We start from the raw sequence: 17,944 nt of genomic DNA on the forward strand, positions 1-17,944 counted from the left end.
CGCGACTCCCTGCTTTACTGCGGGCTGTCGTCGAGCCGCCTTAGGAACTCCGAATTCCAAGCACATCCTTCAGCGCAGCAACAAGCCTCCTTGCAAGGGAGTTGCTATGATCTTTTGACGTGCCCTGTTCCTTGAGCAGTTTCTGCCACTACTGCGAGGCTCCGGCGCCGCCAATGTAAGCTGATAGGTGCGTGTGCAAGAACTAGTGTTCCGCAAGCGGCGTCACAAGGCCGTTTGCTCGGTCAATACCTTTGCCGGCCATCCCATTCCATGTCTGAAGAGATTAAGAACACTGCGATAACCGCCGCCGGCTACATCTATCAGAATCGGCAGGGACTGAGGCTTCTTTGCGATTGGCTAGATGCGCCGACACGCTTCACCCGTGTGAAGTTTGAGTGTGACGACGAGGCCGTTGCGCCGAAGGGACTGGACGACATCGTCGCCGAGCGCGCAGATGACCTCATCGATCTGGAGCAGGTCAAGTACACACCGAACCCGGGTGCGCACGCGCTGAGCTGGGAGTGGATGCTTGAGAAGGCAGGCACGACTGCGCGGTCGAGGTCCATGCTTCGGAAGTGGTTTGACGCGTTCGCCGCTTTGGACCCCGCTCGGGTTGGCGTCCTATCGCTGAGGACGAATCGCCGGCCAGATGCGGAAGTTGAGGCGTGCTTGTCCGGGGGGAAGATCGACTTCGCCAAAGTTCCCGAGCCGCGGCGCTCAGCGTTAATCGCCGAGCTGGGCGACCAGGAGAAGTGCGAAGCCTTCTTCAGTCAGCTGCAGGTTCTTCACAGCGACAAGGGGTTCGAATCGCTCGAGCACGAGGTCGATGCTCGACTGCACCGGCACGGCACGCCTGAGGGCATTGCGAACCTCAAGAATGTCGCTTTGAACTGGGCGATTCGGAAGAATTCCCCGCCGCCTGACGGGTGGATCTCCTTGAACCAGGTGCACACAATCCTGCGAGCTGCGCCGGCGGCCCCCTTGCCTGAAGACTTTTTCGTGCCGCTCGGATATGAAGTGCCAGACGAAACGTTCCACCGGGACTTCGTGCGCGACACCGCCGCCGGTGCCGGACAGGCATTCGTGCTCACGGGGCCGCCTGGCCGCGGGAAGAGCACGTACTTGAGCGCGCTGTGCGACAAGCTTGCTAGCTTGGACATTCCCACGGTCCGTCACCACTACTTCCTGTCGACGACCGAGCGGGGGCGCGACCGCGTGCACAGCTATGTGGTTGAGCAGTCCATCGCGGCTCAGGTCAAGCAGTTTCATCCAGGGGTTCAGGCACTCGGCGGTGACTTGCGAGGGCTCCTCGAAGCTTGCGCGGCGTACTACGAGGGTAAGGGCAAGCCGTTCGTGCTGGTTCTGGACGGCTTGGACCATGTCTGGCGCATCAATGCCGCCGACAAGCGTCCGCTGGACGACTTGTTCTCGCAGGTCTTGCCGTGTCCGGACAACATGGTTCTGTTGGTGGGCACGCAGCCGGTTGACGACGCCCAGCTTCCTAGGGACCTCTTGGCGGTAGCCCCGAAGGCCAGTTGGCGTGAGTTGCCAGCGATGTCCGAGAACGCAGTGTTGTCGTACCTGCGCAAGGCTGTTGACGAGGGCAGGCTGTCGACCCGATTCGACGATGAGGGGCAGTCGGAGCGCCAACTGCAGGAGGCGGCGACCGCGCTTCGCAAGAAGACCAACGGCCACCCGCTGCACGTCATCTACGCCACCGCGGAGGTTGAGCATGCCGGGGGTGACCTGGACAGCTGGGATATCGAGCGGCTGCAAGGGGATATGACCAAGGAGGTTAAGTTCTACTACGCGTCCCTGTGGGAAGAGCTGCCACCCAGTCTGAAGGACACGCTGCGCTTGGTGTGCGCGTTCCCCTTCTTCTGGCCAAAGGCTGGGTTCTTGGAGATTGCGGCGAAGCTTGGCACTGCTCAGCCCGATGTCGCGAAGGTGGAGCACCTACTGCATTCCTCAGCGGCTGGCCTGAAGGTCTTCCACGAGAGCCTGGCCGTCTTTGTGCGCTCAACACCGGACTACGACGAGCGCATCAAGGAACTGATGCCGGCGGTGGCGGGCTGGCTTGAAACATCGGCACCGCCTTCTTTGCGCGTCAACTGGCTCTGGTCGGTTCAGGCCAGGCTCGGTGACCCCAAGAACCTCATTGCCGGGTTGACCCGCGACTGGATCATGCTCCGCCTGGAGGAAGGCTATCCAGAGTCGCTGTTCGACACCTTGTTGTCGGAGGCCATGGTCGCGGCGCTGGATACCAATGCGTTTGCCGACGCCTACCGCCTTGACCATCTCAGGGCGCGGATGGTCCGTGGCAGCGAGTTTCAGATGCAGGACGACGACATGGCTCGGCTTGTGTCGTTTACGCTGAGGCTGACAGCCGACGACTGTGTTGTCCGAGAGGCTGTGGCGTCGCGGCACGAGACGGACATCCTGCGTGTGGCAGCCCTTGGCTTGGCCTTGCAGGCGCGAGGACATGCGGTACTGGCCAAGACCTGTGGTTCCGAGGCACTGCGGCGTTTCAGAGGTCTCAGCCGCTTTTCCACGCGGTACTCGTCAAACGAAGGAACTGCTGATTTCAAGTTCTTGGTCGAGGCGTTCGCGCGCTTGGGTGTCATCGGTGCGACCTCAGAGGCGTTTGCCAAGCTGGTTCGCGAGAACGCCCCTGTCGTGTGGATGCCGAGAGCCCGGATGCTGGTTGATGAGGGCGTGCTGGACGACCTGATGGACGCGGCCACCCCGCTGCCGCCCGACGATCCGGATAAGAGTGTTCTCAGCGACGTCTGCGTCCGGGCGGCTGCAACGGCCGGGGTGAGCATCTTTGACCGCGACGACTTCAACAAACTGGCGCGAACCCCATTTGTTGCCGCATTGGAGGCCGCCCGCACACGGAGCTCCAAACCGCTGAACGAGCCCATCCCCATTGAGTGGCTCAAGGGTGACTACTACGAGCGCAAGGACGACCTGAGTGCGCTCGTTCATCATTGGTTCTTCAGCGGCGTGCACCTGAGCCTTTGCATGAAGGCAGAAGGACAAACCGGCTTCGAGTTCGTGCGGGCGCCCACCTACGAGGACAGGAGGAACATCAGCTACTTCTTGAATTCCCTCTCAGCAATTGCAGCTCAGGTTGCTGAGCGCTGGTGGCGCGGGGAGTTCGTGGACTTTCATGAGCTGTTCGAACTGCTCAAGCCTATCCAGTTCAGGCGCTTTAGGCAGGGTCACGATGCCAGCTCAGCAGCGGAGGATTTCCGGGCTGGACTGCATCGCATTGCCTGCGACATCCGGCTGGGGAGCTGCCTGCTTGCCGGTCGCGACGATGTTGAACTCACTGAGGCCACCATGGTCGCCTCAGCTACTGGCGAGTGGTTCGACCCTGCGTCCTTCCGCACCCAGTACGCGGCAGGATTGCTGACCAGGATGAGCGATGAAGCTGCAGCGGCCTTCATCCAATCCCAACGCGTCCTGCTCGATGCTGAGATCCGCCAGGAGACCAGCGTTCATCTTCAGACGCCTCTGCAACTCTGCGGCATCACCCTTAGCCACGGCTTAAACACCAGCGCCCGGGAGCTCTGCACGCAGACTTGGGAGCTGGTGACCGGCTACGGGCACCGCAAGGACCCCACGTTGAACAACACCGTCGACGCCATTGACTACCTGGTGGAGGTCGTGCCAGACGATGCTCGACGGCTGCTCAGCTTGATTTCGCCCCAGATCCACCGCGTGCTGGACTTCACGGACGGAAAGGGCACGAGGCACGTGCTCTCAGCCGCTGACCGCCTGTTGGTGAAGCTCTGCCCACCAGCTCTGGTGGTGAAGTATGAGGAGCACACGGACGCCGGCGATTGGTCGCATGCGGAGGACAGCCTGCGGGCGTACGTAGAGCAGGGCGTGCGGGACGGTTGGCCCCTGGATGCGCTTATGCGCACGGGTGTTCACCCAGAGGTCCAAGACGCGTTGATGCAGCTTGAGCGCAATGGTCAGGATGGCGCTGCCGAGCGGCTGCGTGTTCTCAGGGAGCATGCCGGCTGGGACGTCGGCGTGCTTCAGCGTGCAGACTCGTCTAGCGGCGACATTGACAGCAAGCCGTATACGGGCGATGTCACCACGTTTGCACCGGAGCTGGTCGACGAGATGCTGGCAAGCCTGTCGACCAGCTACAACGAGAAGAAGAGGCTCTTTCGGACATGGTACGAGCACTGGGATAAGGCCGGACATGGCAAGCGCCTTCTCGCGGCGTTGGACGGCTTTCTTCACTCAGACGAGGGGCGCATGAATGGCATCCTCGAACTGTCTGACCTCGCCTTTGAGACGAGGCGCAGGCTGAGCGGCTCGAAGGCTGCGTGGAATTACCTCGTTCAGGCACAGGTCCGGAAGGGTGCATGGCTGGGCTTCGCGGAAAGCGAAGAAAAGACGCGTGAGAGGCTGGATATGGTCGTTCAGCACTACCCGAGTCGTTGCGACGAGTTCGTCGCTGAGACGACGTATGGCATGTTCGGAGAGCCCGAGCCGCCGCGTGTAGCGCCGACGAATCTGATGGTCTATTTCTATGCACGGCAGAAGCGCGTTGCCGACGCCGTGAAGTTCGCCGAGATGATGGTGAATTGCGTTCTTGAAGACACCCGAACCCTTCCGCTGGAACGGCCGCGCTGGGCAGAAGAGCTCGACGCTGCGAGGGCGAAGGGCACATGATGGATGACATTCGCATCCTCGTCGCTAGGCTGGGCTGGCCGTCGACCGCTGCACGGTGGTGGACCATGCAGGAGCTCGCCGCTCGGCTGGGCGCGCCGGCGTCCAAAGCGGCGACGGAGGCCGCACTTCTTGAATTCCTCGGCACAAGGAAGCTCGAGGCCGAGGTGGTGGAGGCGCTCTTCGTCTTTTGGATGGCCGCGCAGGCGCACGGGTACGAGGCCAGCCAGAAACTGGCCGAGAGCATTCCTAAGACGTCCGTCCTCTCGGAGCTATTGCTAGAGAGCCTCGGGCTGTGGGCGGACATCCCGGACGAAGGCCTAGAAGAAGTGCCTGAGGACTTCGAGATTCCACAGGATTTCAACGGAGTGCAAGGTGCGGACCTTCCGCGGATGTTCCGTACCTCCATGACGGAACTTGAGGCCGCTACGCGGCTGCCGTTCGTCCGCCAGATGGCTTTCGAGTGGTCGATGAACAAGGAGGCCTATCCGGATGCTCCTTTTCAGGGTGACCCTTGGCATTTCTCGCGCCTCTTGGGCGACGGGTTCAGCGGTCAAATCTCATCCCGGACTGCCTTGCGGATGATCTCCGCCTACCACCGCACGTTGGCGGTTGCTGAGGAGTTCTGGGGCATGCCTCCCGATACAGCGGAAGAATGGGCTCTATTGGCTTTGCCTGTTCACCCGACACTTGCACTGCTTAGGCCTAGGCGGCCAGCTTGGTTTCCAGGCCGAACGGAGTTCGACGGCGATGACGAGGCTATTGGTGGGGCTGTCCGCAGTCTCGTTGAACGGGTTCAGCTAGAACGTCCCGGCGACGAACTGATGGCCTTCGCGTCTCCCGTTGTGATGTCAATGGACCGCTGTGTGGAGGTCTCGGTCGTCCGGTGGGCGCAGGTGGCAGGTAGCAGCGTCGCTGATGAAGGCTTGGCTGAACACTTGAAGGATCTGTGGAGAACTGGAGAGCTACTCGCTAGCGACTTCCACGAGCCCCTAGGAACGACGACGGTCCTGGAGTCACCGGCGCATCAAGCGATAGCCGATCGGGAGAGCAGAGCTTGGCCGCTGGCAAAGCTGCTCGACTTTGAGCGCCTCGGTTACCTGCAGCTCGATCTTTATCCCGGCCGCCTCTACTTGCCTGCAATTCCAGGGCGCGACCAGTTGGAGGTCACGCCTCGTGATGGGGTGCTGGAGGTTAAGTCGGGTAGCGCCGTCATCGCCGACCTCAGCTATTGGAATGCAGGCTGGGGTCCGGTTCGCCCCATGCAGTTCGACGGAAACTGCGGCATGGCCCTTGTCTCCAGAGGTACGGCATATCGCATATCACCGGATGATGCAGTTCAGGAGGTGCGATCGTTCTACTTCTGGCGTGTGAGAACGCTCCATAGGAAGGGCGGATTCAACGGCTTTGAAGAAAAGCTGTCTTTTGGTGCCACGTTCGTGTGACCCAGCCCTCCATTCAACTAACTTTCACAGGAGCGCAGCCAGAGCTAGTGGCCGCTTAGTGGCCGACAGCGTGAGTTCACCCGTTCAAGCCGACCGACAGCAATCGCTGCGAAGCAGACGTTGTTCAGCGAACCCCGATCGGGCAGCAACGGGTCGAGGGGTGTTTCCACACGGCCTCGGTCGCCGTCAGTCTTTCATTGCCGCTGCATACGGTTGAATCCGCCTAGTGAACCTCAATCTTAGCGCTCGTGTGGCAGAGCAAATCGATCAGCCTGATCGAAATACAAAGGGGACGTCGCGATCATGCTCTGGGGCGCTTCAGCGGGGTCGGCTGCCTCGAGTCGGGGCGCTGATTCAGTTGCAACTGCAAATCTGTGATTACTCGGTCTCGTATCCGGATCAATTCCTCCAACTCCCGAATCCTCGCGTCAAGACGATAGTTGATACGTGCCAAAGCCGCGACCTCGCTTTGGGCATCCTCAACCAAAGCACGATATTCCTTGAGTTTAGCTTCACTCTCAGTGAGGTTTCTGCGAGTCTTCTTTGCCGAAGGCTTCGAGTCGCCGGCCGCTTTTCGGATCGCGTCGAGCACCGGTTGATGGAAACGATATAGCGTGGCACGATCGACACCCGCCTCTTTAGCCACATTGGAGACAGTGAGCCGGGAGCCTATGATGACGGTCTCGGGTGTGCCTCGGGAAAGCCGTTGCAGCGCCTGCTCAAGGCGTTTCCGCGTTCTCCTGGTCGACACATCTTTCTGCTCCGATAACGCCTTCCGTGCGGCCGCCGACAGTACTCTCATGCCGGTTCTCCATCGAGGCGACGGAGAACCTTCTCAGCCTTGACCAGAATCTGTTGGGCGCGAGCCTTCCCGCTTTCACCAAGGTCGCCAATGGCGATGGCTTCGAATTGCTGATCTCGAATGCCCTCCCAAACGGAGCGGTGCTCCTGACCAATAATCCCGTGATTGCAATCAACACACATTTGGGCCTCGAATACGCATAGACCGCCACAACCTACGCCCTTGGCGTTACCTACGCACCACGAGTGGCCCGTGCCATTGAGGGTGCCCGCGTCGACGTGTTCGTCAATGGTTTTGCCGAAGTAGCGATCGTCTTTTGCCATGCTCAGCTCGCACTGCGCTGACCTGCGGCCGCGTGGTAGATGCCAGTGCCACAGTACGCGCAACCGAGATGCTCACGTTCCTGGGCCTCTGTTTCGTCGACCGGTGGCGGGCAACTCCGATGCGCGCTGGCGCGGACAAGCAGCTCCACCAGGCGAAGGGCAACCAACTGCCGATCCTCGTCCTTGGGCTGGCCAAGCAGGTCCGCGGCTACTAGCGACGCGGTTTGCCTGACCAAATGCAAGGGGGGATGGGAAACTCCTTGCAAACCGCCGCTCGCCGCCTGTTGCCACTTCTCGTGGAGTACCTGCAGTGCCTGTCCGCACGGCCGCGGCTGGCGGGCAGCGCAGGCCTGTATCGCCGATTCCAACGCATCAATCGCCCGCTGTGCTTCGTCCTCGGTCTCGAACTGCATGATGATACCCACGCCATCGAAGTCGGTAGTTAGGTATGCCGGCATGCCAGCGATAGCGTCCAGCTCGTCCATGAGCAAGTCGAGGCGGGCATCGTCCTCATCATCTGGAAAGCTCGCGAACACACCATTCGGCTCGTCGTCGGCGGCTTCGACGGTCAGACCGCTCAGATCGAGTTTTGGCGCTGCAGTGTTCAACGCATCGTGTCCGTCCTGTGGCGTCGAGTTCGACCATGCCTTGCACTGCGGGTCGTGCTCATCTTCCTCGTCGCAGACCTCATGCTGGCAACGCTCGTTCGTCCACGTGGAAGCTGACGTCTGGGCAGCTACGGCGCGTCGAATCAATGCCATGACAACCGCGATGATCCTATCGCCGCCCATTTGCATGGCATAGCCGCCGTCCAGCGTGTGCAGGACGTGTTCGACTTCGAGGCGGACATCGGCTTCCGCGACGCCGGTAGTCGGCTGGGAGAGTGCGGCGCGGATGAGCGCCATGTCGCGCTCGCTGGCCTTAACAGTAGCCGACCCCGGCGGTATGGCCAACAAGCCACGAGATGGGTCGAGCAGCGCATCCATACGATCCAAGGCTTCGCGTAGGCTGGAATCCGCAATGCTCCCCAAAGGGATGAGCGGGGCGAGATTGCTATCAATCCAGTTTTGGACCTCTGTGCCGCTCCATATCTTGCGGAGCATTGTCGGGAACACGGGCAGTGTCTTCATGGAAGGGAGGTGGCGTGTGTTTAGATCTCTACAGCCTATCGATCCGGATTCGAAGTCAAGTCGTGCCGACCGGCGCGGTAAGCCCGAATTCGATCGCGGCCGCGCGCAATTGGTTGGCATCGAGGTTGTCCTGGGAGAGCGCTGTGAGCACTACCTGAGCGAATCCGTGCAGGGCCGCCAGCTCTTCGCCTATCGGGCCATACGTGTAGAGAAACAGGCCGTTCTGCATTCGGCGAACGGCGGTCGTTTCACCGGCCATGCGATGGAGCAAAGCTTCGGCGGAATCGTGACTGACACCCAAGTGTCGCTGCAGCAGCGCGACCGAGGCGGCGCGGTGCTGGTGGACGAGCTCCAGCGCCGTGCGAAACAGCGCATCCCGATCAGCGTGCATCGGTCTTCCGGGTGCTGGGCGGAAGCCGCAGGTACTCAATAGGCGTACTCACGGCGTCCCATTCGATGCAAGGCATGCCGTTCTCGCGGTAGTACTGGCGCTTGGACGCCATCCGGGCGTCGTACTCGGGGTTGCCCGTCATGCCAAGTACCTCGATGACCGCTTCCGGGGCGACGTCGGTCAGGACGAAATCCGGGTGCGCGGCGGCGCGACCGACGTGGCGCAATGGTTTGCGGAAGGCGCGGCCGTGGCCGACCAGGCGGTCCGCCATCGCAACCTCGTGCGACGAGTCGCAGGGCAGGAACTGACGGTTGGCCAGCATCGCGGCGATATCGACTACCGTCAGGTAGTTGGACCGGGATTTTTCAACGAGCAGTACGACGATGCAGCGTTGATCGGCCTTGCCAGTGCCGGCAAGGGCATTGGCGAACGACGCCTTCAGGCGTGCGTAGATCTCGGCGGACATGAAAAACCGCTGCGTGCTCTGGCGCAGCACGACCTTGCCCCCATACTGGGTCGGCCCGTGGGACTCCAGCTCCCCGATCAAGATGCCGCGGGGTGTGCCAGCGGAAGCGGGGGAGAGGCGCGCCTGCCACGCGTCGAACTCGGCCAGGATTTCTGCCTTGCGAGTTGGATCCCATCGTTGCATGACGTGGAGCAGATCGGCTGCGGCCTTGCCGTTGATGCGGCAATCGGCCAATTCAGTGGTCAGCTGCGACCAGCAGGCGTTCCAGCCTCGGGAGCCGGTCCCCGACCAGACGGTGAGCCCCGCTTGTTCCCACGCATACTCCAGGAATGCCAGCAGGCCTGCCGAGCGCCGTTGGGGCTTGCTGCTTTCCCCCTTGGGTGTCCGTTGCACCGTTTTGGCCGGGGTGCGCGTGCTGGCTGACAGCGTGGCATCGAGCCGGATGTCGTGGTGGCCATCGCGCACGCGGAAGGCGTCGAGACTGTCTGCGGCGCCCCCTTTGGCAAGCGCCAGACGGTGAAACGGACATGCGCCCGCATGGTGGTGTGCCTGGTCCGGCCAACGAGCGAGGAGGAATATGTCGCGGTGGCGGCGGATCACGAGCTTGGGCCGTGGCCGGCTGGCCGTGCAGCCACACTCGGCGAAGCCTTGCACGGTCCTCGCGCGCTCCAGGTGGCCAGCATAGCGGCCCGGATCTTCCAGCACATCGTCGAGGGGGAACTCATTCCCGCCTATCCGCACGGTAATCATGGTGATGTTCTCCTAGACTCCAGCGTCCCGGAACATGGCATAGAGGTCGCGTCGGATTTCACTGACGTTAAGCACATGCTTGGCGCGGGTCATGGCAACGTAGAGCAGGCGCTTCTCTTCGGCGGTCATCGTCGTCTCGCCTTCCTCGCCGGTCTTGAACTTGAAGTCGCCTGCGAGATAGACCGAGTCGAACTCCAGCCCCTTTGCTCGGTGCGCGGTAGAGATGACGTAGTCCGCCTCGCTTTCTGGGCTCACGCGCGTCAGGATTAGCCGGAGGTAGTCCACCCCTTCACTGTCAATCAGCTTGACCAGCGGCTGCAGGTCGCGGCCGGCTAGGGACTCGGCGTATTCTTGGACTTCTTCCCAGGTCTCGAATAGTGCGAGGGAGGCCGGGTAGGCGATCCGTTCCCCGCGCATCAGGCGCTCGGCGCCGTCGGCGAAAGCGCGCAGTTCATCCAGCTTGGCACGGACAGCAACGCGGTCGCCTCTTGCGATGCCTTGCGCGAGGTGTGTAAGGACCGTGGCGTTCTTGCGGCAGAGAATCGCGTTGTAGCGGTGTTGGCCAAACTCCGAGTCGTGCTCGATCCGCGACGCAATGTGTTCCTGGCCACGGACCGGCGTGTCCTCGTCCATCAGGGAAAGCATGCGGCTGGCCATCTGGGCGATAGCCGGACCGAACCGGAAGGATTCGGTGAGGGCACGCTCCGGCGCCTTGATGAAGTCCATTGCATTGACGGCGCCGCGCCATTCGTAGATCTGCTGGTACGGATCGCCCACGTAGATGACCTGGCACTGCTGGGCGCGGAGGACAGAGAGCATCAGGCCATCCGCATCCTGCGCTTCATCGAACAGGATGAAATCGGCACCAATGCGCGGACGGCTTAGTTGCCAGAGTTTGAGATAGACGTCGTGGGTGATCGCGCCGGCGGCGGCTGGGTCGATGTATTCCTCCCAGAGGCGCTTCACGTAGGGGAGCAGCGAGGCGCGCAGCAACTCAGCTTCCTCGTCCGGGACGATCGATTCCACCGGGATATGCCACGCCAGTGGCTCGGGCTGGGCAGACCGGCAGAATCGCGCCACGCCGTCCGCGACCATCCGTGCCACCTTGCTGCCGCTGAGCTCCAGATCCTTGCCGATGGTCGTGGGCAACTTGAGCGGACCGAGGCCATAGCGGACGGCGAGGTGATGCGAGGGCTCCAGTGGGTTGTCGATCTTGCGGCTGATCTCAGGGCGCGTTGCAGCACGCGCGACGGAATGGGCGGTGCGGCATTTCGTGTTGGTGGGGAACTTCCGCGCGGCTTCGGCAGCGATATCCTTGTTGAAAGCCATGTACAGCCCGCGACTGCGGCCCAGCGCCTGGGCGGCCAGCTTTAGCGTGGATGTCTTGCCGGCGCCAGCATAGGCTTTGACCTTGAGCGCGCCACCCGCCTCGACGGCGTCGACAACGGCAACCTGTTCTTCGGTAGGGGTCATGGTGCGCAGATCTCCAGTGCCGCTTGCTCTGGCAGCATGGTCAGGACGCGCCGGCGGATCGCCAGTGCGTGCTCGCGGGACGCCGTATCGCGCCGTTCGGCCTCGCCGCTGATGCCGTCGACGATGTAGGCGAAATAGAGGGCGGTGGTGGGGCCGGTCCATGCCAGCCATTTGGCGCGGATTTCCGCTCGCTGTTCCGGGGTCAGGGAGAAATAGACCGCCCGCTTCTTTCGCCAGACGCGGGCGTGCAGGGCGCGTGTCGTACGCGCGAGGTTTTCCGAGCGGCGCTGGCGGCGTGCCAGTTCCTCGTCCAGCGTGTGCTGCTCCGCTGCCACGTGGTCCGCGAAGAGCGGGTACCTGTCGCGCTCGCGCTGCTGTTTGCGCGCGAATGCGGCCTGGCGGCGGGTATTGAAGTCGATGGGGTCGTGGCGACCGAGTCGGGTGAATCGCATGGCGGCTAAGTATGGAATGGTCTAAGACCAAGATACCGGCGCCACTGCGAAGTCAAGGCGGCCGGCGGGCGAAGTTCGCCGCCAACCATTTTCGGGGTGGTTTCTGCTGGGCTTTCCCCCAAAAGCTATAGAATTTCGAGCGTCTTTTACGGGAATCCCATGTCACAAGCCCCCACAACCACCGCCCGGGAAGTATCTCTGGGCAATCGCCCCAAGCGCGAGCCGCAGTTCATCGCTCCTGGGGAACCGCAATACGGCGAGATCGCCCGGATGGATGCCTTCATCTTCAAACGGTATCTCGATCGCGTGTTTTGGCACCCGAGGCCCGAGGTGCTGCGGTTTGAGGTCCGTGCCGTGCCTTCTCCCGTAGGCAGCGTGTACGACGTGGTCGCAATCGTTGGCAAGGGCGAGGGGGAGGTATGGTTCGCGGACGCCGCCGTGCCGGAACGCTGGGACTATGTGGCCATCACCGAGACGACTGACGGGCTGGGCCGCATCCAGCGCGACAAGCTCAAGGCGGAAGGGAAGCTACCTGAGGACTACAAGCCGTTCGTGGGGGATGGCCCAATGCAGGACTATTCGAACCTGGAGAATCCGGAAGAGGTTGCACAGCGGCGCTGGGAGGTGGTCAACCGGTTCCGGGCGGCGAATCGCCTAGCCCGCCAGTCACGGCATGAGGCATGACGATGTCCGTTGATATCCTGACCCGCTCGGCCGAACTGCACAATGCGGCTGTGACGTGCATGGGTAGTACCACGCCGACCGAGCATCCGAGGGCGATTTCGGCATATCAGTGCGCGCTGATGTCAGTGGAACACGCCGCGGGCGCCGTCGCACTGCTCACGATCGGCATGCCAAATGCGGCGATGGCCTTGTTCCGGCCGCAGTTCGAGACCCTGATTCGTGGCGTCTGGCTGCTTGAGGCGGCAGACGAGAAATGGGTACGGCAGTATCACGCGCCGCTCTCCGAGGAGTCGGTTCGGGCCGCGGACAAGGCACCAAGCCTGAAAGGCATGTTCGACGAGCTGCTCAAGCGAGAGGATGCACGCGTGAAAGGCATCGTGGAGCATCTCGACGAGTACCGTCAGCAGTCGTTGCGAGCCATGAACAGCTTCACACATGGGGGAATGCATCCATTGTCCAGGTCGGGCAGCGGATATCCGCTGGGCCTCATCGACAACGTGGTTCGTTGTGCGAACGGGCTTGTCTGCTATGCCGCCCAGATGGCAGCGCTAGTCTCGACAGATGCGCAGGCGAACATGGTCCCGGTGCGAGCGCTCCGCATGGACTTTGAGGACTGTATGCCGCCGATGAAGCCTAACGCGTGAGCGGTGGGCTTGTCCTGGCCGCAGGTGCGCGGTACTATCCGTCCGATTCCCCGCGCTACTGCGCATCGACCTCGCCGGCGTACCGGCCATCTGCTTTTCTTCTCCCATTGGGGCTTTGTCCCTAATGGGCCACGGCTCCATTCTCCTATTGGAGCCACCATGCCCCCCCGCGAAACCGCCATTGCAGTTGTTGCTTTGGTCGTGATTCTCTTTGCAGCGCTGTTCTTCATCGTGACAACGGAGAGCCTTGCACTGCTGTCCTTCCAGCTGACTACCCTTGTGACAACCGCCCTGGCGGTCGCTGTCGTCCGGGTGCTCGCCAAGTTCTCGCATCTCTCGGGCCAACCGGCCTGACCATTGCGCGCGCTGTCCATAGGGCACGCGCGGCCCTACAACACCCAGCCGGGAAACATCCCAGTGGGGCGTCTCCCGGAAAATCAGGAAACGCCCATGCCCCAACCCAAAACACTCGACATCGAACTGGGCCCGGCGCCTGCCGAGGAATCGTGCGCGCAGGTCGGCCACGACGACTACGATGAGCGCTCACGGCGCGAGTGCGCGGTCTATATCCGCCAGCTGCAACGGATTTTCCATTACCCCGATCCGACCGTTCTAAAGTTCGTCCGCCGTGGCTTCCCGCACGAACTCGGGCGGTACCACGAAGTGGTGGCCGTCATGACGGCGGAAGGTGCCCGCGTGTTCGATGAGGACAGAGTGCCGCACGAGTGGGATCACATTGCTCGTGCCGAACTGACCTGGCTGCGCCTGCAGCAGAAGTGGCACGAGACCGTGCTAGCTCGCCCGTCGGCCTTGGCCGTTGTCCCGGAGATCTTCCGCGAACGCGAGATTCCAGACTTTCCGAATCATCCTGTCGCGCAATGGTGGGCGATGGGGTTCACCCCGTTGGCGCCGTCGCTCGGTTTTCACTAAGCACTGCAGCCCACCCGCATGGGACCGAGTCCCTGCGGGCCGGTCCCGATTCATTCGAGACCATATGTACAACCAACTGATTGGCCAATTCCTGGCCGCCGAACACTTCAGCACGACCGACATGGATCGCGTCGCCAAGCTGGAGGCCAGCCTTTTTCCCAACGCCCAGCGTCTAGCTTGCCAGCGATCCAGCGATCCAGCGAGTCGCGGCTGCGCTACCGACGCGCCTTCCTGAAACGCTTGGCGGCGAACCTTGTCGACAAGGCAAGTACGCAGCTCGGTGAGCGTGTCGACGAGACTAGAGTGCATCTGGACGGTCCCCGGAACGTTTGGCAGGTGATCGATGCCGGCCAGATTCCGGATCTTGACAAGCTCTGGCACGCCCTTGTGGTGTCGAAAGCTCAGCCGTTGGCGGTGGAGCAGGCCGCAGTCGTGTTGCGGAACGCTTTCGCCGAGCACACGCAACTGAGCATGAAACTCACGCGCGACCTTGGCATCCTCCGGCTTTTCGCCCAGTCCGAACCCGCGGCGGGTCAGCCAGCTGGTATGCGGTGGCTTGCCGCTGGCGCCGTAGACCGCGTGAGCCTGGTCGTGACGGCATTGGCTGTCTTCGCCAAGCACTCGGGCGAGTCAGCAATGGCCGCGTGCCTGCGTGAGTTTCGCGTCGACGCGTCGTTTGCATCCCCGCAGCGCCGCGCTATTCCTGCCGTCGAAATTCGCCAGTTCAATGAGCACTGGGAGATCCGCTTGCAGCGCGATCTTGCCGAAGGCCTGGCGCGCTTCGTTGGCACCTGAACCCACTTCTTCCAACCCGTCCGGGACGCGTCCCGGCAGGGGCGTTTCCCGGACCATTCCCCGACAGAAATGCCCTCAACATCCTCTTCCTTTCGTTGCAGCAACCCTGAAGCGTACCCATTTCTGCGTAGGCGGTTCCAGTGAGCCGGGCCGCCAAGCGCAAGTTTGAAGGCACCGCCAGCGATCCGCACAAGCAGTTGCTGTCCTACTTCAAGGCCTTTGGCCACCGGCACTCGATGCACGAGGTTTTCTCAGACTTCGTGGAGATGTCGGCGCTTGCCATCAGCAATGCCGTCGATCGCCATCAGTTCGATGCGCGAGAGAAGCGTTACCTGGAAATCGTGAAGCGGTACGAGCGCGAGGATCTGGAGCGCTTCTCCCACATGCTCGGCGCCTTGACGCTGACATTCGAAGACCGGGTGCAGCAATTGGTACCGCACGGGGACGGCCTGGCTGACGTGCTTGGCCAAACGTACATGATGCTCGAACTCGGCAACGATCGGGCAGGGCAGTTCTTTACGCCCTACAGCGTCTCTCGCTTGATGGCTGGTATCAATATCGGTGACGGCAATCCGTACGTCGACCGAGACGGCTTTGTCACGATCAGCGAGCCAGCATGCGGGGCCGGTGGGATGGTGATCGCGTGCGCGGACGCACTGCACGATGCTGGCCGCAACTACCAGCAGACGATGCATGCGACGTGTATCGACATCGATCCGCGGTGCGTCCACATGGCGTACGTGCAGTTGTCGCTGCTGAACATCCCAGCCATTGTCGTACACGGCAACGCGCTCTCCGTCGAGGCATGGGGTACCTGGTTCACGCCGGCTCACATCCTTGGTGGTTGGGGCGCGAAGCTGCGTCTAAAGCGGCTCCGTGAGGCAATGGAATCGCTTACCGCGGAGGGCGTTGACACCGAGCAACCCGCTGTCCCGCCGTTGCAGACTGTCGCCACTGACCTCGAGGTTGAATCCGTTCTCCATGTCAACGCAGACCCCGAGCAGCCGCGCGTAACCGCGCCCGCCATGCGAGTCTTTGTGCCAGACGACCAGCTTGCGCTGTTCTGACGGTGAAAAGACGTCGAAATTGGCAAGCTTTTGAGGCCATCAACCCGACCAATCGGCCATAAGATTGTTTCTGTAGCGCGACCCCGCTACATGCTCTCTCAAGATGGACCCGTTCCTACCGCCCTCCTCGTGAGGGCGCTTTTTTTTTGTGAAGCGGTTGGTGGCGTTCGCTCGGTCTTTGAGTGGCAAGTGCCTGAGCCGGTCCCGGAACCGGCCGACACCGCAAAAGCGAGGGTATCAACGATACCTATACCTGCCAGGCCTCTGGCAAAGCGGCGGCCCAAGGCTGTGATTCGCGCTGTCGAGCTTCTCGCCGGCGATACGCCAGATGGGTGGGTGGGGCTGGGCGCCCTCGGGCAATACCTCAAGCGCACCGATCCAGCCTTTTCGCCGAAGGTTTTTGGCCATGCCGCGCTATCCGATATGGTTCGCACCTACCCGGACTTGGTAATGACTCAGCAGAACGGCACAGGGATTTGGGTCAGTATCAAGCCCAAGGTTGATGCAGTGGAAGGGTGATACACACCCCTTGCGACGTTGTGATTGGACCGACAATCGGTCGGCGGAGGGCCGTAGCCGACCGCTTCCGCCCTTCGATCCCGCATACGCTAAACAGCGGCTTCCGAGGTGCAACGGCCGTTGGCAGTCATATCGGTCGGCGTGCTCGGCCGACGCGGTCAATCGCATGATGCTGTATCAAACGATCCGGCGAACGGCCGCTTTGTCGGGGGAGGTCCGTAGTCGGCATTCCCGCAGTCCCACACACGTCCTGTCAGAAGCGCGGCGAGTCACAGAGCCTCGGTAGGCATGCGGCCTCGCCTCTACGGTGCCGTTGCGTGCCCCACGAACCCATTACAATGACCGCGCCACTAGAATTCGTTGAGGCTCAGTTTCAAGGAGACCACGTTGAAACAAGAAATGAATCCCTGCTGGGCAGAATGGCGCAGGGGGGCGACTGGCTCTCCTTCCGCAAGGAGATTGCCGACCTGCACGAGCGAGCGACAACCGAAGAGGAGCACGTGGCGTTGCTCGAAGCGCATAGAGTTCTCGTGGCCGTGGGCAAAGAATGTTTTGACGAAGCGTCCTATGCTAAATTGCTCCAAGTCGCAAACGCAGAATACCGGCTATTCCTCAACAAGGAATCGACAGAGGATGGCTTGGTCAATCCGGTGCTGCTGGATCGGATAACGCGCCGGGAAATCGCTGCAGGACGGCTTGCCCCCAACGACAACCTTCGAACATTGGCCGCAGCGGGCGCATCCGTTTTGGGCGACTCCGCGAAGATCACCGCCCATCGATGCAAGCCAGGCAATTGGTTCTTCTATGGGATGGGCTTCGCGGCCTTTCTGGCCCTAGCGCTAGAGAATGCTCACGTCTCACCGCTCTGGTTGATCGCGCTTGGTTTGATCGTTGGCTGGTTCTTAAACGAGCGTGAACGCAAGCGCATCGATTCATCGATTGATGCAAAACGCAAATAGAAAGCCGCCCAAAACGGCATGCGGCTCGATCAGCCTAAGCGCGGAGCAATCAGCCCAGCTTCCACGCGATATCCTCTGCATGGAGCGCGGCGTATCGCTGGATCGTCGAAAGGGTCTTATGGCCGCTCACCTCGTAGGTCGCGGAACCGTACGCGTGCCAACGGCCGCGGTCTGAACGGACCCGACGTTCAAACGTCCGTGGGAAGGCATCGGCCAGCGGCTGGAGATGGCCGACTCCGGAAGTCGAACGGAACTGGTCCCACATCGGCAAAGTCACTGAGCACGATTCGCGCGCCAAAGGGTGGGGGTAACGGCGTGGTTCAGAAGCAACAGCGAGCTGGCTGAATGCATCGGTTTCAAGCCACGTAAGCTCATCTTTCCCTCCGCAAAATGCGAAAATCCCGTGCCGGGGGGGCCAGTCG

The 17,944-nt window shown here is 61.7% G+C and carries 17 protein-coding genes; 10 read left to right on the forward strand and 7 right to left on the reverse strand.

Annotation, left to right across the window (positions count from 1 at the left end; translation table 11 throughout):
* The first annotated feature begins 270 nt into the window (after positions 1 to 270).
* Positions 271 to 4,695: an ATP-binding protein gene (locus AC3FLX_RS28955; protein WP_488700779.1), complete on the forward strand. Its 4,425-nt coding sequence runs from the start codon at positions 271 to 273 to the stop codon at positions 4,693 to 4,695.
* A 65-nt stretch (positions 4,696 to 4,760) separates the two neighbouring features.
* Positions 4,761 to 6,137: a multidrug DMT transporter permease gene (locus AC3FLX_RS28960; RefSeq protein WP_488700780.1), complete on the forward strand. Its 1,377-nt coding sequence runs from the start codon at positions 4,761 to 4,763 to the stop codon at positions 6,135 to 6,137.
* A gap of 301 nt (positions 6,138 to 6,438) precedes the next feature.
* Here the strand turns inward: AC3FLX_RS28960 and AC3FLX_RS28965 are convergent, their stop codons facing one another.
* From AC3FLX_RS28965 to AC3FLX_RS28995, 7 genes are read right to left on the reverse strand one after another with little or no spacing between them, the layout of a single operon-like run.
* Positions 6,439 to 6,939: a hypothetical protein gene (locus AC3FLX_RS28965; protein WP_011514894.1), complete on the reverse strand. Its 501-nt coding sequence runs from the start codon at positions 6,937 to 6,939 to the stop codon at positions 6,439 to 6,441.
* The gene (locus AC3FLX_RS28970) at positions 6,936 to 7,262 is read right to left on the reverse strand and encodes a hypothetical protein (protein WP_488700781.1); all 327 of its coding nucleotides are present in this window, start codon (positions 7,260 to 7,262) and stop codon (positions 6,936 to 6,938) included. The genes AC3FLX_RS28965 and AC3FLX_RS28970 overlap by 4 nt, the downstream gene beginning before the upstream one ends.
* 2 nt (positions 7,263 to 7,264) lie before the next feature.
* On the reverse strand, positions 7,265 to 8,392 hold the full coding sequence (locus AC3FLX_RS28975) for a hypothetical protein (RefSeq protein ID WP_488700782.1): 1,128 nt from the start codon (positions 8,390 to 8,392) through the stop codon (positions 7,265 to 7,267).
* A gap of 55 nt (positions 8,393 to 8,447) precedes the next feature.
* On the reverse strand, positions 8,448 to 8,783 hold the full coding sequence (locus AC3FLX_RS28980; RefSeq protein ID WP_488700783.1) for a DNA translocase FtsK: 336 nt from the start codon (positions 8,781 to 8,783) through the stop codon (positions 8,448 to 8,450).
* Entirely contained in the window at positions 8,773 to 9,999 is a 1,227-nt protein-coding gene (locus tag AC3FLX_RS28985) for a DUF1173 family protein (RefSeq protein ID WP_488700784.1), read from the reverse strand. Before AC3FLX_RS28985 ends, AC3FLX_RS28980 begins: the two co-directional genes overlap by 11 nt.
* Positions 10,000 to 10,011: 12 nt before the next feature.
* Positions 10,012 to 11,472, reverse strand: a complete 1,461-nt coding sequence (locus tag AC3FLX_RS28990) for a 3'-5' exonuclease (protein ID WP_488700785.1) — start codon at positions 11,470 to 11,472, stop codon at positions 10,012 to 10,014.
* A complete protein-coding gene (locus AC3FLX_RS28995) occupies positions 11,469 to 11,924 on the reverse strand; it encodes a hypothetical protein (RefSeq protein WP_488700786.1) in 456 nt (151 codons plus the stop codon). Before AC3FLX_RS28995 ends, AC3FLX_RS28990 begins: the two co-directional genes overlap by 4 nt.
* Before the next feature lie 159 nt (positions 11,925 to 12,083).
* Between AC3FLX_RS28995 and AC3FLX_RS29000 the strand changes: the two genes are divergently transcribed.
* The 8 genes from AC3FLX_RS29000 (at position 12,084) to AC3FLX_RS29035 (ending at position 17,522) form a co-directional block, all read left to right on the forward strand.
* Positions 12,084 to 12,608 (forward strand): hypothetical protein, encoded by a 525-nt coding sequence (locus tag AC3FLX_RS29000; RefSeq protein WP_488700787.1) that lies wholly within the window; start codon positions 12,084 to 12,086, stop codon positions 12,606 to 12,608.
* Positions 12,605 to 13,252, forward strand: a complete 648-nt coding sequence (locus AC3FLX_RS29005) for a DUF6988 family protein (RefSeq protein ID WP_488700788.1) — start codon at positions 12,605 to 12,607, stop codon at positions 13,250 to 13,252. Before AC3FLX_RS29000 ends, AC3FLX_RS29005 begins: the two co-directional genes overlap by 4 nt.
* A 159-nt stretch (positions 13,253 to 13,411) precedes the next feature.
* Positions 13,412 to 13,606 (forward strand): hypothetical protein, encoded by a 195-nt coding sequence (locus AC3FLX_RS29010; protein WP_488700789.1) that lies wholly within the window; start codon positions 13,412 to 13,414, stop codon positions 13,604 to 13,606.
* 96 nt (positions 13,607 to 13,702) lie between these two features.
* Positions 13,703 to 14,182, forward strand: coding sequence for a hypothetical protein (locus AC3FLX_RS29015; RefSeq protein WP_488700790.1), 480 nt, complete (start codon positions 13,703 to 13,705; stop codon positions 14,180 to 14,182).
* Positions 14,183 to 14,359: 177 nt separating this feature from the next.
* Positions 14,360 to 14,977: a hypothetical protein gene (locus AC3FLX_RS29020; protein WP_488700791.1), complete on the forward strand. Its 618-nt coding sequence runs from the start codon at positions 14,360 to 14,362 to the stop codon at positions 14,975 to 14,977.
* A 140-nt stretch (positions 14,978 to 15,117) separates the two neighbouring features.
* Positions 15,118 to 16,044 (forward strand): N-6 DNA methylase, encoded by a 927-nt coding sequence (locus tag AC3FLX_RS29025; protein WP_488700792.1) that lies wholly within the window; start codon positions 15,118 to 15,120, stop codon positions 16,042 to 16,044.
* 288 nt (positions 16,045 to 16,332) lie between these two features.
* Positions 16,333 to 16,563: an OST-HTH/LOTUS domain-containing protein gene (locus AC3FLX_RS29030; RefSeq protein ID WP_488700793.1), complete on the forward strand. Its 231-nt coding sequence runs from the start codon at positions 16,333 to 16,335 to the stop codon at positions 16,561 to 16,563.
* A gap of 338 nt (positions 16,564 to 16,901) precedes the next feature.
* Positions 16,902 to 17,522 carry a hypothetical protein gene (locus tag AC3FLX_RS29035; RefSeq protein WP_488700794.1) on the forward strand — a complete coding sequence of 207 codons (621 nt, stop codon included), beginning with the start codon at positions 16,902 to 16,904 and terminating at the stop codon, positions 17,520 to 17,522.
* The last annotated feature ends 422 nt before the right edge of the window (positions 17,523 to 17,944 follow it).

The sequence above is a fragment of the Cupriavidus sp. 291-E7 genome, assembly GCF_057798835.1.